The organism is Pollutimonas harenae, from assembly GCF_004153685.1.
Lineage (GTDB): Bacteria > Pseudomonadota > Gammaproteobacteria > Burkholderiales > Burkholderiaceae_B > Pusillimonas_C > Pusillimonas_C harenae.
Genome location: NZ_SDQD01000001.1, coordinates 991,671 through 1,005,810, shown reverse-complemented (window position 1 = coordinate 1,005,810; position 14,140 = coordinate 991,671). Strand labels below are relative to the sequence as shown.

Genomic DNA, 14,140 nt, shown 5'->3' with positions numbered 1-14,140 from the left:
CGAACATGGGCAAAATTACCGGCTTTCTTGAGTTTCAACGCGTAAAAGAAACCTACGAGGCACCCCAGGCACGTCTGAAGCACTGGAATGAATTCGTCAACACCCTGAGCGATGCCGAGGCCAAGCAGCAGGGCGCGCGCTGCATGGACTGCGGCATTCCGTTTTGCACCAGCGGCTGTCCGGTCAACAACATCATTCCCGACTGGAACGATCTGGTTTACAAGCAGGATTGGCGCAGCGCACTCGACGTACTGCATTCCACCAACAACTTCCCCGAGTTCACCGGACGCGTGTGCCCCGCCCCCTGCGAGGCCGCCTGTACCCTGAACATCAACAACGATGCGGTGGGCATCAAATCTATCGAGCACGCCATTATCGACAAGGGCTGGTCACAGGGCTGGGTAACGCCCCAGCCACCCAGCCGCAAGACGGGCAAGAAGGTCGCCGTGGTCGGCTCGGGCCCTGCTGGTCTGGCCTGCGCACAACAACTGGCCCGCGCTGGCCATTCGGTCACCGTATTCGAGAAAAGCAATCGCATAGGCGGCCTGTTGCGCTATGGCATTCCCGACTTCAAGCTGGAGAAAAGCCATATAGACCGCCGTCTGGCGCAAATGGAAGCCGAAGGCGTGGAGTTCTGCCCCTCTACTTATGTGGGTGCGCATGAACACGCCGAAGACGGCCTGACCGTTCGCACACCCGAATCGCTACAAGACGAATTCGATGCCATCGTGCTGTCGGGCGGCTCGGAAACTCCCCGTGACCTGCCCGTGCCCGGGCGCGAGTTGCGTGGCGTCCACTTTGCCATGGACTTTCTGCGCCAGCAAAACAAGGTCACCAATGGCGATCGTCTGAGCAAGCAGATTACCGCCACAGGCAAGCACGTCATTGTCATCGGCGGTGGTGATACCGGGTCCGACTGCGTAGGCACAAGCAATCGCCAGGGCGCGGCTTCGGTCACTCAGTTCGAGCTGATGTCCAAAGCCCCCGAGACCGAGGACAAACCCCTGACCTGGCCCTACTGGCCCATCAAGCTGCGCAGCTCATCTTCACACGAGGAAGGCTGCGAACGCGACTGGGCGGTGGCTACCAAAACCTTCGAAGGCAGCGCAGGCAAGGTCGAAAAGCTGGTGGCCGCGCGTGTCGAATGGTTCAAGGACAAGGCCACCGGCCAACTGAAAATGCGTGAAGTCGAAGGCTCGCAGTTTGAACTGCCGGCTGACCTGGTCTTGCTGGCCATGGGCTTTGTTTCGCCTGTCAGAAACGTGCTCGACGCATTCGGGATCGACCTGGACGCACGCGGCAATGCTCGCGCCAATACCGACGACTACGCCACCAATGTCGCTAAAGTATTTGCGGCAGGCGACATGCGGCGCGGACAGTCGCTGGTGGTCTGGGCCATACGTGAAGGCCGCCAGTGTGCCCGCGCGGTCGACGAGTTCCTGATGGGAAGCACGGTACTGCCGCGCTAAACGACAGGACTTCATCCTTTCGACCATCCAAACAGCCGCAGCCCGCGGCTGTTTGGATTTCTGGAAGCCTGGCTTTGCCGATTCGAAAGCCAAGCTGACATTTAGCTGTATCCCCTTACGTATAATGAAATTTCACAAAGTATTTCATTTATGGACGATTCTTGCTCGCAAGTTCGTCCAGCTTAGTCATGGCTGTTAACGCCATGCACGCAGAAGGAGTTCTCGGAAATGCAAAAGAAATTCGTACTTGCCAGCTTGATTGCTGCGGCATTCAGCATGCCTGCCGCAGCAGCCGATGATGTCATCAAGATTGGTGCCGTCTTGCCCATGACCGGCAACGCTGCCGTGTTTGGCGAGAAATTCCAGCAGGCCTACACCATGGCCGTCAAGGAAATCAACGAAGCAGGCGGTGTCAATGGCAAGAAGCTGGAACTCGTGATCGAGGACTCGCAGGAAAAACCGCAGATCGGCAAGACCGCCACTGAAAAGCTGGTGTCCGACGAAAACATCCTGGTCCTGACTGGTGGACGCTCGTCCGGCGTTACGCTGGTTGAAGCCCAGGTCGCCGAAGAAAACCAGATTCCCTACCTCATTGACCACGGTTCCAGCGACCTGGCCACGCGCTCAGACTACGAGTACGTATTCCGCATGAACCCCACTGCGGGCATGTACACCAACTCGCTGAAAGCCTATTTTGACGAGAACCCGCCCAAGAACGTTGTGCACGTCAACGTCGACAATGCCTACGGTGAAGCGGTGTACGAATACGGCCTGAAAGACTACATGAAGAAAGCCGGTATCGATTATTCGGTCATCAAGTACAAGGCTGGCGAGCTCGACCTGAAACCCATCATGACGCGCGCCAAAGACGCCGAGCCCCAAGTCGTCATCATGACGGCGGGCGACGATAACGACGCCACTCAGTTGATCAAGGCTGCCAAGGAAGCCGGCTTGTCGCCCGAGATGTTCGTGGGTACAGGCGCAGGCCACTCCATTCAGGGTTTTGCCGACCAGGCTGGTGCTTTGTCTGAAACCGTGCTGACCGCCGGCCCATGGCACGGCGATCGCAGCCAGGATGCCTTCCACACCTTCTACGATACCTTCAACAAAACCTATGGCCACGCTCCTGGCGAGCACGAAATTGAAGGCTATACCGCCATCTATGTGCTGGCCGACGCACTGGGCCGCGCCGAAAAGCTGGACCGCGACTCGGTGCGCGACGCTCTGGCAGCGACCGACATGAAGACGATTTTTGGACCGGTGAAATTCGAAGACTTCGATGGCTACACCAATCAGAACCGTGCCATGACCGACCTGTCGCAATGGATAGGCGGCAAGATGATTACGGTCTACCCCAAAGATGCCGCTCAACAGGAACTGGTCAAGTTCAAGGGCTGGAAGTAATCCCGTACGCCGGCACATAAGCTGCCGGCTGTCCTGAATGGTGCGCGCGGTTGGGCGCACCATCTTTCGTTTTTTACCCACTACTTCGGGCTTCGGTGCGATCACCGTACCGCACAAGCACGGCCACACCTGAACCTGCAACTGGCTTCAGGCAACGGCGCCTGCCGCAAGCAACACTAGCTGGAGTCACCTGGATGATTCAAACCTTATTCGATGGGCTGATGATAGGCGGCGTATACGCCATCATCGCCCTGGGACTGACGCTGATATTCGGCGTCATGCGCGTCATCAATATGACGCACGGTGAATTTGTCATGATTGGCATGTTCACCAGTTATTTCATGTTCCAGAAGCTGGGACTGGATCCTTTCATCGGCATCCTGATCACCGCCCCCGTCTGCTTCTGTATTGGCTACTTTCTGTACAGCGCCTTTGTATCCAAGGCCCAGAAGGCCGGCGAAGAAAACACCCTGCTGCTGACTGCGGGCGCCAGCATTCTGCTGGTCAACGTGGCCGCCTTACCCTATTTCCTCGGTCCCAATTTTTCACGCCTGACAGGTGAAAGCCTTTATTGGGAGAACCGCATCTGGACCATCGGGGGTATCAACTTCAACGCCTCGCTGCTGACCGGGTTCTTCCTGACTGCGCTGCTGATCTTTCTGCTTAGCGTGTTCCTCAAGAAAACCAACACTGGCCTTGCCATGCGCGCGGCCGCCCAGCAGCCCATGGCGGCCCGTATCGTGGGTATCAACGTACCCTTTATTTCGGGTATTACCTTTGGCCTGGGCGCTGTGTTTGCCGGCATTGCCGGCAGTGTGTTGTCCACCACCTACCCGATTTACGCCAGCATAGGCGCGCTTTTCTTGGTCAAGGCCTTTGTAATTGTGGTGCTGGGCGGCATGGGCAGTATTCCCGGCGCGGCCCTGGGCGGCCTGGTGCTGGGCGTGACCGAGAGCCTGGGCGCCACCTATATTCCCGGCGGCACTGCCTACCGCGATGTATTCGGATTGGTGATCTTCCTGCTGGTATTGCTGTATCGGCCGCAAGGTTTGTTTGGCCGAAGGATATAAGCCCATGAAAACAACACTCATCAGTACGCTCGTCATAGCGGCACTATTGGCGCTTACCGTACCCATGGTCGCCAACCTGCATACCTACTCTATCGTCATTACGATACTCATCTGGATCATGCTCGGCCATTCGTGGAATTTACTGGGCGGTTACGCCGGCCAGGTCTCCTTCGGCCACGCCATGTTCCTGGGTATAGGCGCCTATAGCTCCATGCTGATCGTGAATGGCCTGAACCTGGATATGGCGCTCACCCTGCTGATTGGGGGCCTGCTTGCCGGGCTGCTGTCGCTGGTCGTGGGCTTCCTGATTTTCCGGCTTAAGGGCCCTTACTTTGCGCTGGGCACGCTGGCGTTTGCGGAAATCATCCATATTGTTGCCCGCAACCTGAAAGAAGTGACCAACGGCGGCGAAGGCATCATGTTGATGAAACGGCCCACCTTCTTGGGTTTCCAGATTTTCAACAAGACCGAGTATTTTTACCTGGCATTGCTGCTTGCAACCCTCATCACGCTGTTTTGCGCCTGGCTGATGCGCAGCAAAACCGGCTATTCCTTCATCGCCGTGCGCGAAAATGAAGACTCGGCCGAAGCCATGGGTATGAACTCCACTCTGGTCAAAAGCAAGGCTTTGTTTGCCAGCGCCTTCCTGGCCGGCGTGGCTGGCGGCTTCTACGGTCTATACAACAAGTTCATCGACCCCGATATGACGCTCAGCGTGCATATGTCGGTCGAGATGATCTTCGTCACGGTGATTGGCGGCATTGGCACCATTGCCGGCCCTGTCATCGGGTCTGCCGTGCTGATTTCACTGCAGGAATACTTGAAGAGCCTGGAGTTCCTGCAGGCGTTTCCCTCTTTGTATCTGATCGTCTATGGCTTGTTGATCATGCTCGTCATCGTCTATTTGCCTGGCGGCCTGGTCGAAGGCCTGCGCAAGGTCAAGGCTCTGGCAAAGAAGGAGGCCTGAACCATGCATATTCTTAAAGTAGAAAACCTGGTCAAGCGCTTCGGCGGTCTGGCCGCCGTCAATGGGGTATCGTTCGAAGTCAAAAAGGGCGAGATTCTGGCGCTGATAGGCCCCAACGGGGCTGGCAAGACAACGTGCTTCAACATGATCGCAGGCTATATGCCGCCCACCGAAGGCAGGGTCAGTTTCAATGGCAAGGACGTGACGGGACAAAAACCCTACACGCTGAACGCGCAAGGCCTGGCTCGTACCTTCCAGGTGGTCAAGCCACTGGCCAAGCTCAGCGTGTTCGACAACGTCATGGTGGCCTGCCTGTCGAAAAGCCGCAACACCAAGGAAGCACGCGAGAAGGCACGGGTCATGCTGGATCGCACCAACCTGGCGGCCATGCAGGACACCCTGGCGGGTTCGTTGTCTATCGGCAACCTGAAGCGCCTGGAGGTGGCTCGCGCACTGGCCACCCAGCCCACCTTGTTGCTCATGGATGAGCCCATGGGGGGCCTGACGCCCGCCGAAGTGGACAAGGCCATCGAACTCATACACGAGATCAACCGCGATGGGGTCTCGATCGTCATTATTGAACACATCATGAAGGCAGTCATGGCCGTGGCGCACTCTATCGTCGTTCTTCAGAACGGCGAGCCCATTGCCCGCGGCAAACCCGAAGACGTTGTAAAAGATGAGCAGGTCATCAAGGCTTATCTGGGAGAAGGCTATGCTGCAAATCGATAAGCTCAATAGTTTCTATGGCAATGTCCAGGCGGTATGGGACGTGAGCTTCGAGGTCAAGGAAGGCGAAATCCTGGCCATTATCGGTACCAACGGTGCCGGCAAGACCACCATCATGCAATCCATCGTCGGACTGGTCAGTAAAACCGGCGCTGTGAAATTCCAGGGCAACGACATTTCCGACATGCCGGCGCATAAGATGGCCGAGCTGGGTATCTCGTATGTGCCGGAAGGCCGCAAGGTGTTCCCTGAAATGACCGTCATGGAAAACCTGGTTGTGGGTGGGTACAACAAACGCTCCCGCGCGGGACGCCAGGACATGATCAGCTATGTGCTCGATACCTTTCCGCGCCTTAAGGAACGCCTGACCAACCTGGCCGGCAACCTGTCGGGTGGCGAACAGCAAATGCTGGCCATAGGCCGCGGCCTGATGGCCAGGCCGCGCCTGCTACTGCTCGATGAGCCATCACTGGGCATCGCCCCCATCTTGTCTGACGAGATTTTCAAGAAGATTGTCGAGATCAAGAAGGAAATCACCATCGTCCTGGTCGAGCAGCACTTGCACCATGCACTGAGCATCTGCGATCGCGGCTATGTGATTGAAAACGGCCGTATATCGCTGGATGGCACCGGCGAAGCGCTGCGCAACAACCGGCATATACAGTCGGTGTATCTGGGTATGTAAGGCCACGGCGCGAAAGAAGCGGAAACCGTCGCTTTTGCGACGTTTTCCGCTGGACAATCTGACGCACCGGCGAACACGATACAATGCAAGGCTGATTGCCAAGCTGCCGCGCCTATGAACTCAACAACCGTCGACGACCCTATCGTAAGGTTCAGCAACGTAGCCCTGGGCTACGGCGACTTTACCGTGCTGCAAGACATCGATCTCGAAGTCCGCAAGGGCCAGGTCGTTGCCATGATGGGTGGTTCCGGCTCGGGCAAAACAACCTTGCTGCGCGCCACCACAGGTCAGATCACAGCACAAGCAGGTACCATCCAGGTCTTTGGCAGCAATATCGCGCAGGCCAGGGGCGAAAAGCTGCGCGAGCTGCGCCAGCGCATGGGCGTGCTGTTTCAGCAAGGTGCGCTGTTCACCGACCTCAATGTCTTCGAGAACGTGGCCTTTCCCCTGCGCGAACACACCCAGGTGTCCGAAGGCCAGATCGTCGAGCGCGTACTCGACAAGCTCGACGCCGTGGGCCTGCGCGCCGCTGCTCACCTGAAAATTTCCGAGATATCCGGCGGCATGGCCCGCCGTGTTGCCTTGGCTCGCGCCGTGGTGCTCGAACCCGAACTGGTTTTGTACGACGAGCCCTTTGCCGGCCTGGACCCGATTTCCATGGGGATTACCGCCCAGCTCATTCGCGATCTGACCGACCGCCTGGATTGTGCCTCAGTGCTGATTACGCACGATGTCGCCGAGTCCTTTGCGATTGCCGACCAGGTTTACATGGTGGGACAAGGCAAACTGATCGCCAGTGGCACGCCCGCTACGCTGGCCGATTCGCAAGACCCCTATGTGCGTCAATTTCTCGACGGCCAACCCGACGGACCCATTGCCTTTCACTATCCCACCACACCCGCCTTCACGAAATGGCTGGGTCAACATGGCAAACGCTCATGACATCGCCTGTTCAACTCATCGCAGCGCTGGGTGCCCGGGTACGCAACAGTATCAGCGGAATGGGCGCCTTCATGCGGCTGGCCGGCGCCATTCTGGCGCGCAGCGACATCGCATTCAAACGCCCGGGGCTGATTTCCCAGCAAATCCATTTCATCGGTAATTATTCCCTGCTGATCATTGCCGTATCCGGTCTGTTCGTGGGCTTTGTGCTGGGTCTGCAAGGCTATTACACGCTGAACCGCTATGGCTCTGAAGAAGCGCTGGGCCTGCTGGTGGCGCTGTCGCTGGTACGCGAACTGGGGCCGGTGGTCACGGCATTGCTGTTCGCCGGCCGCGCCGGCACCTCGCTGACGGCAGAAATCGGCCTCATGAAGGCTGGCGAGCAAATCGCCGCCATGGAGGTCATGGCGGTCGACCCCATACGCCGCGTGCTGGTGCCGCGCTTCTGGGGCGGTGTAGTGGCCATGCCGGTGCTGGCGGCCGTATTTTCCATGGTGGGCATTCTGGGCGGCTGGATAGTCGGCGTGGTGCTGATAGGCATAGACCCCGGCGCCTTCTGGTCGCAAATGCAGGGCGGCGTCGATGTTTTCAAAGATGTACTGAACGGCTTTGTCAAAAGCGTGGTCTTTGGCGTGGCGGTAACCCTGATCGCGCTGCATGCGGGCTGGACGGCCAAGGCCACACCCGAGGGGGTATCGCGCGCCACCACCCGCACTGTGGTCAGCGGTTCGCTGATGGTCCTCGGACTGGACTTCATCCTGACCGCGCTGATGTTCAGCAACTAACATAAGTCAACACATACGGATCATTGATATGACACGTGAAAAAACCGATTTCTGGGTAGGCCTGTTTGTACTGCTGGGTGCGGTGGCCCTGCTGTTCCTGGCGCTGCGCGCCGGCAACATGAGCTCATTTTCCTTTGCGCCTACCTACCAAATACAGGCTCATTTCGATAATTTGGGCGGGCTCAAGGTACGGGCGCCGGTCAAGAGCAGCGGCGTCGTTGTGGGCAGGGTATCGTCCATAGGCTTCGACAACCAGCGCTTTCAGGCTGTTGTGACGCTTGATCTCGAAGAAAAGTACACTTTCCCCACCGATTCGTCGGCCTCTATCCTGACTTCCGGCTTGCTGGGCGAGCAATACATAGGCCTGACGCCAGGCGGTGAAGAGAAAAACCTGGCCCAGGATGGGCAGATTCAATATACGCAAAGCGCCGTAGTGCTCGAAGAGCTGATCAGCAAGTTTTTGTACAGCTCGGCCGAAAAAGAAGGCGGTCAGCCAGCAGAGCCTACCCTGACACCACCTGGGGCCAACTAGCCCCGGAAGCCAAATAGCCGCGACAAGCTTACAATCCTACGACTGCTGTCTACCCCTTTACTGACTATGACTACTTTCTCCGCATCTTCATCCGGACACCGGTTTCTACGGCTAGGCGGCCTGCTGGGCGCCACGGCACTGGCTGCGGGCTGTGCCAGCGTACCCAATCCTAGTCCGAACGACCCCTGGGAAAGCTATAACCGCAGCATGTACGCCTTCAACGATACGGTCGATCGTGCCTTCCTGAAGCCTATTGCCACAGGTTACGACACGCTCATGCCCGATCCGGCGCAAAATTGCGTGCACAATATTTTCAACAACCTGGGCGATGCCTGGTCGGCCATCAACAGCTTTCTGCAAGGCCGCGGCCACGATTTCTTCAATACGCTGGGCCGCGTGCTGTTCAACTCCACCATGGGCCTGGGCGGCTGTATCGACGTCGCCTCCATGAACGGTTCGCAACGCATCCGTAACGACTTCGGCACTACGCTGGGCGTGTGGGGCTTTGATTCAGGCCCCTATGTGGTGCTGCCTTTCCTGGGTTCCAGCACCGTACGCGACGGCACTGCCTTCGTCGGCACTCTGGCGGCCGGCGTATCGCCCATTACGCCCGTCTTCCACATCGAAAACGTTCCGGTGCGCAACTCACTCGTCGGCTTGTATATTGTCGATACCCGTGCGGGCCTGCTCGATGCCGATGAACTGGTCAACGATATCGCGCTCGACCGCTACAGCTTTATCCGCGACGCTTACTTGCAGCAGCGCGAAGCCATGGTCAAGACCCGCCGCCACGGACAGAGCGCGCCCGACTATTCCGAAGACGCTCTGCCCGATTACTCTGACGACAGTCTGCCAGACTATACCGATCCCGAAGACACCAACGATGCGGCCAGCACGCCGGCCGCAGGCACGACACAGTAATGACGACATCCAGGCCAGCGCCGTGTGCGCTGCCGATGCCGAACAGGAGTCCAACTATGCTGAATTTATCTTTCATTCGTCCAGACACACTCAACTGGCAGCGCCTGATGGCTGCAGCCCTGCTGGCCATCAGCGCACTGGTTTTGTCGGTGCCGGCCATGGCTCAAAACAAGGTCGACCCTCAGGCGGCACCCAATGACTTCGTCCAGGCCGTTGCCGACAATGCTCTTGAAGAGGTCAAAAAGAACAAGTCGGTGCAATCTGGCGACCTGAGCAGCATCAACCAGGTCATAGACGAATTCGTGCTGCCTTACGTCAACTTCGAGAAAACCACGCGTCTGGCCGCTGGCCGCCACTGGCGTCAGGCCACGCCCCAGCAAAAGCAAGACCTGGTCCAGGCCTTCAAGGGCACGCTCATACGTACCTATAGCGGCGCACTGTCTAATGTTGATCAGCAGTCCACCATCAAGATGATGCCCTTCAGGGGTGACGCCTCGGCCGACGATGTCGTGGTCCGCTCAGCGCTCACACAAAGCAACGGACCCGCGGTCAACGTAGACTACCGCCTCGAAAAAACCCCGCAAGGCTGGAAAATCTATGATTTGAACGTAGAGAACATCTGGCTGATCCAGAATTACCGCAACCAGTTTGCGCAGCAAATCTCGCAAAATGGCATTGACGGGCTGATAGCTGCCCTGAACCGCAGCGGCAAATAATTCGGGTCTGCGCCTTGCAATTCCATTCGTAGCTCAAGCTTGGGCGCACCGACTATAATACAAAGCTTGGCCTGATGATGGGCCAAGCTTTTTTTGTTTGCCATGTCTGCCATTGTTCTAGAACATATTTCAAAAGTATATGCCCCCCGTAGCCGAAGCTGGAAAGAGAGGCTAACGGGCGCGCCTGCACCGAAAGGGTTCCAGGCGCTGGATGACGTCAGCTTCAGGGTCGAGCATGGCGAGTTCTTCGGCCTGCTCGGTCCCAACGGCGCAGGCAAAACCACACTGATTTCCATCCTGGCGGGCCTGGCCCAGGCGTCGGCCGGTACGGCTCGCGTCTGTGGCTACGATGTGGTCAATGATTTTCGCCAGTCGCGCCGCTCATTGGGCGTCGTCCCCCAGGAAATCGTCTACGACCCATTCTTTACCGTGCGCGAAACCCTGCGTATACAGTCGGGTTATTTCGGCTTGCGCAACAACGATGACTGGATAGACGAAATCCTGAGCAATCTGGGGCTGGCTGACAAGGCGCAAACCAATATGCGTGCGCTATCCGGCGGCATGAAGCGCCGTGTGCTGGTGGCCCAGGCCCTGGTTCACCGCCCGCCTGTCATTATTCTCGACGAACCCACTGCCGGGGTCGACGTCGACCTGCGCCGCACCTTGTGGGAGTTCATTGCACGCCTGAACAAAGAAGGCCACACGATTTTGCTCACCACCCACTATCTTGAAGAGGCCGAGGCGCTGTGCGGGCGCATCGCCATGCTCAAGAGTGGCCGCATGATTGCCCTGGACACCACCCAGGCGCTGCTGGCCCGCGTGGGCGGCACCCACCTCGAAGAGGCTTTCGTGCGCATCATGCACCAGGAAGAAGAATATCTGGGGGTCACGGCATGAGCGGCTCACCCATCATCAAACCACGCGACGACATGGGCTCGGGCTTTCCCACCCTGCTGCGTAAAGAACTGTCGCGCTTCTGGAAGGTGGCTTTCCAGACCATTGCCGCACCGGTCCTGACCGCGCTGCTGTATTTGCTGATTTTCGCGCATGTGCTCGAAGGCCGGGTGCAGGTGTATGGCACGGTGCCCTACACGTCCTTCCTGATCCCCGGCCTGATGATGATGAGCATGCTGCAAAATTCCTTTGCCAATCCATCGTCGTCGCTGATTCAAAGCCGCATTACCGGAAACCTGGTCTTTATTCTGCTGCCGCCGCTGTCACACCGCGAGATCTTCAGCGCCTATTTGCTGGCATCGATTGCCCGTGGCCTGGCCGTGGGTTCCTGTGTGTGGCTGGTAGCCCTGTTCTTCGTGCATCTGCCCGTCCACAACATTTTGTGGATACTGGCCTTTGCCGTGCTGTCTTGCGGCATCATGGGTACGCTGGGCATGATCGCAGGGCTGTGGTCCGAAAAATTCGACCAGCTGGCGGCTTTTCAAAACTTTCTGATCCTGCCTGCCACTTTCCTGTCGGGCGTGTTTTATTCCATACATAGCCTGCCGCCGTTCTGGCAGGCCGTATCGCGCTGGAATCCCGTCTTCTACACCATAGACGGCTTCCGCTACGGCTTTTTTGCCGTGTCAGACGTCTCGCCATGGCAAAGCCTGGCGGTTGTTGCCGGCGTGTTTGCCGTGCTGTGTCTTTTTGCCCTGCGCCTGCTGGCCAGTGGCTATAAACTTCGGAACTGATCGCCATGATGCCCACTCCTGAACAAGTACGCCAATATATTGCCGATAACCTCGAATGCGAAACGCTTCAAGTCCTAGGTGACGGCGCGCATTTCGAAGCCCTGATCGTCAGCCCGGCCTTTGAAGGCAAGCGGCTCATTGCCCGCCATCAACTGGTGTATTCGGCGCTGGGCGAACGCATGAAGGCCGAGATTCACGCCCTGTCCATGCGCACCCTGACCCCAGCCGAATACAAGGCAAACCCTAATGGATAAGCTGCATATCACCGGTGGCACCCGTCTTAACGGCGAAGTCACTATTTCAGGCGCCAAGAATGCCGCCCTGCCGATCTTGTGCGCCAGTCTGCTCACCGCCGACACGGTCACCCTGCACAATGTGCCTGCCCTGAACGATATCGGTACCACACTCAGGCTGCTCAAGCAGCTGGGCGTGCAGTCAGACCACAGCAAAGACGGCATCGTGCACCTCGACGCATCGCAGGTCACCAGCCTCGAGGCACCTTACGAGCTGGTCAAGACCATGCGCGCCTCGATCCTGGTGCTGGGCCCGCTGTTGACCCGTTTCGGCGAAGCCCGCGTCAGCCTGCCGGGTGGTTGCGCCATAGGCCAGCGGCCCGTCGACCAGCACATCAAGGGCCTGGAAGCCATGGGTGCCGACATCAAGATCGAGCACGGTTTCGTGGTGGCCAAGGCCACGCGTCTGAAAGGTACAGCCATACGCACCGACATGGTCACCGTTACCGGCACCGAGAACCTGATGATGGCTGCCGTACTCGCCGAGGGTCGCACCACTCTTGAAAATGCTGCGCGCGAACCCGAAATCGTCGACTTGGCCGAGCTGCTGAACAAAATGGGCGCCCGCATCCAGGGCCACGGCACCGACCAGATCATTATCGACGGCGTCGAGCGTCTGCACGGCGCCAGCCATCAGGTGGTGGCCGACCGCATCGAGGCTGGCACCTTTTTATGCGCCGTGGGCGCCACCGGCGGCGAAATCATGCTGCGCCAGGCTGCGCCACACACTATGGGCGCCGTCATCAGCAAACTCGAAGAGGCAGGCCTGACCATCGAGTGCGGCGATGACTGGATACGCGGCAGCATGAGCAAACGGCCGCGTGCCACCGGTTTCCGCACGCGCGAGTACCCGGGCTTTCCCACCGACATGCAGGCCCAGCTCATGGCGCTCAATACCATTGCCGATGGCACTGCGGTCATTGTCGAAAACATCTTCGAAAACCGCTACATGCACGTCCAGGAGCTCGGCCGCATGGGCGCGCAAATCGACATCGACGGGCACACCGCCGTGGTGACAGGCGTGCCGCAGCTGTCGGGCGCCACCGTCATGGCCACCGACCTGCGCGCCTCGGCCAGCCTGGTCATTGCCGGTCTGGCCGCGTTTGGCGAAACCACCGTCGAGCGTATTTATCATCTGGATCGTGGCTATGAACGCATGGAAGAAAAACTGCGCTCTATCGGCGCCCAGATCACACGATTACAGGAAGCCGCATGAGCCCTGCCAGCCTTGAACGTCCCCTGACGCTTGCCCTGTCCAAAGGGCGGATTTTCGACGAAACCATGCCTTTGCTGGCCGCGGCCGGCATACAGGTGCCCGAAAACCCCGAGACCTCGCGCAAGCTGATTTTGCCTACCAGCAGCCCGAATCTGCAATTGATCATCGTGCGCGCCACCGACGTACCGACCTATGTGCAGTATGGTGCCGCCGACTTCGGCATTGCCGGCAAGGACGTGCTGGTGGAACATGCTGCCGAGCATCCGGGCGGGCTGTATCAGCCCATAGACCTGAACATCGCACGCTGCCGCCTGTGCGTGGCAGTGCCCGTTGGCTTCGACTACGAAGCCGCCGTGCGCCAGGGCTCGCGGCTGCGCATTGCCACCAAGTATGTACGGGCTGCACGCGAACACTTTGCCCGCAAAGGCGTGTACGTGGACATCATTAAACTGTATGGCTCCATGGAGCTCGCCCCCCTGGTGGGCCTGGCCGATGCCATTGTCGACCTGGTTTCAACAGGAAGCACGCTCAAGGCCAACAAGCTGGTCGCCGTGGAAGACATTGCCGAGATTTCATCACGGCTGATCGTCAACCAGGCATCCTTGAAAACACGCGCCAGCGCCCTGCAACCCCTGATAGACGCCTTTGCGCGGGCATCGTCCCAGGACGAGTAAACGGTTCTGGCAGGCCACGGGGTGCTACCGGCCAAAACCCGCGCCCCGT

Annotated in this window: 16 protein-coding genes; all 16 read left to right on the top strand. The window is 58.5% G+C overall.

The features are described from left to right. Positions 1-5 precede the first annotated feature (5 nt). The 16 genes from ERD84_RS04775 to hisG all read left to right on the top strand — a co-directional run bounded on the left by ERD84_RS04775 (position 6) and on the right by hisG (position 14,091). The gene (locus ERD84_RS04775) at positions 6-1,469 is read left to right on the top strand and encodes a glutamate synthase subunit beta (RefSeq protein ID WP_130038459.1); all 1,464 of its coding nucleotides are present in this window, start codon (positions 6-8) and stop codon (positions 1,467-1,469) included. A gap of 228 nt (positions 1,470-1,697) precedes the next feature. Next, complete coding sequence (locus ERD84_RS04770; protein WP_130038458.1) at positions 1,698-2,873, top strand: ABC transporter substrate-binding protein; 1,176 nt, start codon at positions 1,698-1,700, stop codon at positions 2,871-2,873. Between the two features lie 194 nt (positions 2,874-3,067). Then, on the top strand, positions 3,068-3,943 hold the full coding sequence (locus ERD84_RS04765; protein ID WP_130038457.1) for a branched-chain amino acid ABC transporter permease: 876 nt from the start codon (positions 3,068-3,070) through the stop codon (positions 3,941-3,943). 4 nt (positions 3,944-3,947) lie between these two features. Further along, positions 3,948-4,910 carry a branched-chain amino acid ABC transporter permease gene (locus ERD84_RS04760; RefSeq protein ID WP_130038456.1) on the top strand — a complete coding sequence of 321 codons (963 nt, stop codon included), beginning with the start codon at positions 3,948-3,950 and terminating at the stop codon, positions 4,908-4,910. 3 nt (positions 4,911-4,913) lie between these two features. Continuing rightward, the gene (locus ERD84_RS04755; protein ID WP_130038455.1) at positions 4,914-5,642 is read left to right on the top strand and encodes an ABC transporter ATP-binding protein; all 729 of its coding nucleotides are present in this window, start codon (positions 4,914-4,916) and stop codon (positions 5,640-5,642) included. Next, positions 5,626-6,324: an ABC transporter ATP-binding protein gene (locus ERD84_RS04750; RefSeq protein ID WP_130038454.1), complete on the top strand. Its 699-nt coding sequence runs from the start codon at positions 5,626-5,628 to the stop codon at positions 6,322-6,324. Before ERD84_RS04755 ends, ERD84_RS04750 begins: the two co-directional genes overlap by 17 nt. A gap of 114 nt (positions 6,325-6,438) precedes the next feature. Then, positions 6,439-7,266 carry an ABC transporter ATP-binding protein gene (locus ERD84_RS04745; protein WP_130038453.1) on the top strand — a complete coding sequence of 276 codons (828 nt, stop codon included), beginning with the start codon at positions 6,439-6,441 and terminating at the stop codon, positions 7,264-7,266. After that, positions 7,263-8,051 (top strand): lipid asymmetry maintenance ABC transporter permease subunit MlaE, encoded by a 789-nt coding sequence (gene mlaE, locus ERD84_RS04740; RefSeq protein WP_130038452.1) that lies wholly within the window; start codon positions 7,263-7,265, stop codon positions 8,049-8,051. The genes ERD84_RS04745 and mlaE overlap by 4 nt, the downstream gene beginning before the upstream one ends. Before the next feature lie 28 nt (positions 8,052-8,079). After that, positions 8,080-8,583 (top strand): outer membrane lipid asymmetry maintenance protein MlaD, encoded by a 504-nt coding sequence (gene mlaD, locus ERD84_RS04735; RefSeq protein ID WP_130038451.1) that lies wholly within the window; start codon positions 8,080-8,082, stop codon positions 8,581-8,583. Positions 8,584-8,649: 66 nt separating this feature from the next. Next, positions 8,650-9,504 (top strand): MlaA family lipoprotein, encoded by an 855-nt coding sequence (locus ERD84_RS04730; protein WP_130038450.1) that lies wholly within the window; start codon positions 8,650-8,652, stop codon positions 9,502-9,504. A 107-nt stretch (positions 9,505-9,611) separates the two neighbouring features. Further along, positions 9,612-10,220, top strand: a complete 609-nt coding sequence (locus tag ERD84_RS04725; RefSeq protein WP_167667325.1) for an MlaC/ttg2D family ABC transporter substrate-binding protein — start codon at positions 9,612-9,614, stop codon at positions 10,218-10,220. 102 nt (positions 10,221-10,322) lie between these two features. After that, positions 10,323-11,117 carry an ABC transporter ATP-binding protein gene (locus tag ERD84_RS04720; RefSeq protein ID WP_130038448.1) on the top strand — a complete coding sequence of 265 codons (795 nt, stop codon included), beginning with the start codon at positions 10,323-10,325 and terminating at the stop codon, positions 11,115-11,117. Beyond that, entirely contained in the window at positions 11,114-11,908 is a 795-nt protein-coding gene (locus ERD84_RS04715; RefSeq protein WP_130038447.1) for an ABC transporter permease, read from the top strand. The genes ERD84_RS04720 and ERD84_RS04715 overlap by 4 nt, the downstream gene beginning before the upstream one ends. A 5-nt stretch (positions 11,909-11,913) precedes the next feature. After that, positions 11,914-12,162, top strand: coding sequence for a BolA family protein (locus ERD84_RS04710; protein WP_167667249.1), 249 nt, complete (start codon positions 11,914-11,916; stop codon positions 12,160-12,162). Next, the gene (murA, locus tag ERD84_RS04705) at positions 12,155-13,417 is read left to right on the top strand and encodes a UDP-N-acetylglucosamine 1-carboxyvinyltransferase (protein ID WP_130038445.1); all 1,263 of its coding nucleotides are present in this window, start codon (positions 12,155-12,157) and stop codon (positions 13,415-13,417) included. The genes ERD84_RS04710 and murA overlap by 8 nt, the downstream gene beginning before the upstream one ends. Beyond that, positions 13,414-14,091 (top strand): ATP phosphoribosyltransferase, encoded by a 678-nt coding sequence (gene hisG, locus ERD84_RS04700; RefSeq protein ID WP_130038444.1) that lies wholly within the window; start codon positions 13,414-13,416, stop codon positions 14,089-14,091. Before murA ends, hisG begins: the two co-directional genes overlap by 4 nt. The last annotated feature ends 49 nt before the right edge of the window (positions 14,092-14,140 follow it).

What these genes read in the sequence shown, in the direction of transcription:
- ERD84_RS04775 (WP_130038459.1), top strand. Translation starts at nt 6, where the DNA reads ATGGGCAAAATTACCGGCTTTCTTGAGTTTCAACGCGTAAAAGAAACC.
- ERD84_RS04770 (WP_130038458.1), top strand. Translation starts at nt 1,698, where the DNA reads ATGCAAAAGAAATTCGTACTTGCCAGCTTGATTGCTGCGGCATTCAGC.
- ERD84_RS04765 (WP_130038457.1), top strand. Translation starts at nt 3,068, where the DNA reads ATGATTCAAACCTTATTCGATGGGCTGATGATAGGCGGCGTATACGCC.
- ERD84_RS04760 (WP_130038456.1), top strand. Translation starts at nt 3,948, where the DNA reads ATGAAAACAACACTCATCAGTACGCTCGTCATAGCGGCACTATTGGCG.
- ERD84_RS04755 (WP_130038455.1), top strand. Translation starts at nt 4,914, where the DNA reads ATGCATATTCTTAAAGTAGAAAACCTGGTCAAGCGCTTCGGCGGTCTG.
- ERD84_RS04750 (WP_130038454.1), top strand. Translation starts at nt 5,626, where the DNA reads ATGCTGCAAATCGATAAGCTCAATAGTTTCTATGGCAATGTCCAGGCG.
- ERD84_RS04745 (WP_130038453.1), top strand. Translation starts at nt 6,439, where the DNA reads ATGAACTCAACAACCGTCGACGACCCTATCGTAAGGTTCAGCAACGTA.
- mlaE (WP_130038452.1), top strand. Translation starts at nt 7,263, where the DNA reads ATGACATCGCCTGTTCAACTCATCGCAGCGCTGGGTGCCCGGGTACGC.
- mlaD (WP_130038451.1), top strand. Translation starts at nt 8,080, where the DNA reads ATGACACGTGAAAAAACCGATTTCTGGGTAGGCCTGTTTGTACTGCTG.
- ERD84_RS04730 (WP_130038450.1), top strand. Translation starts at nt 8,650, where the DNA reads ATGACTACTTTCTCCGCATCTTCATCCGGACACCGGTTTCTACGGCTA.
- ERD84_RS04725 (WP_167667325.1), top strand. Translation starts at nt 9,612, where the DNA reads ATGGCTGCAGCCCTGCTGGCCATCAGCGCACTGGTTTTGTCGGTGCCG.
- ERD84_RS04720 (WP_130038448.1), top strand. Translation starts at nt 10,323, where the DNA reads ATGTCTGCCATTGTTCTAGAACATATTTCAAAAGTATATGCCCCCCGT.
- ERD84_RS04715 (WP_130038447.1), top strand. Translation starts at nt 11,114, where the DNA reads ATGAGCGGCTCACCCATCATCAAACCACGCGACGACATGGGCTCGGGC.
- ERD84_RS04710 (WP_167667249.1), top strand. Translation starts at nt 11,914, where the DNA reads ATGATGCCCACTCCTGAACAAGTACGCCAATATATTGCCGATAACCTC.
- murA (WP_130038445.1), top strand. Translation starts at nt 12,155, where the DNA reads ATGGATAAGCTGCATATCACCGGTGGCACCCGTCTTAACGGCGAAGTC.
- hisG (WP_130038444.1), top strand. Translation starts at nt 13,414, where the DNA reads ATGAGCCCTGCCAGCCTTGAACGTCCCCTGACGCTTGCCCTGTCCAAA.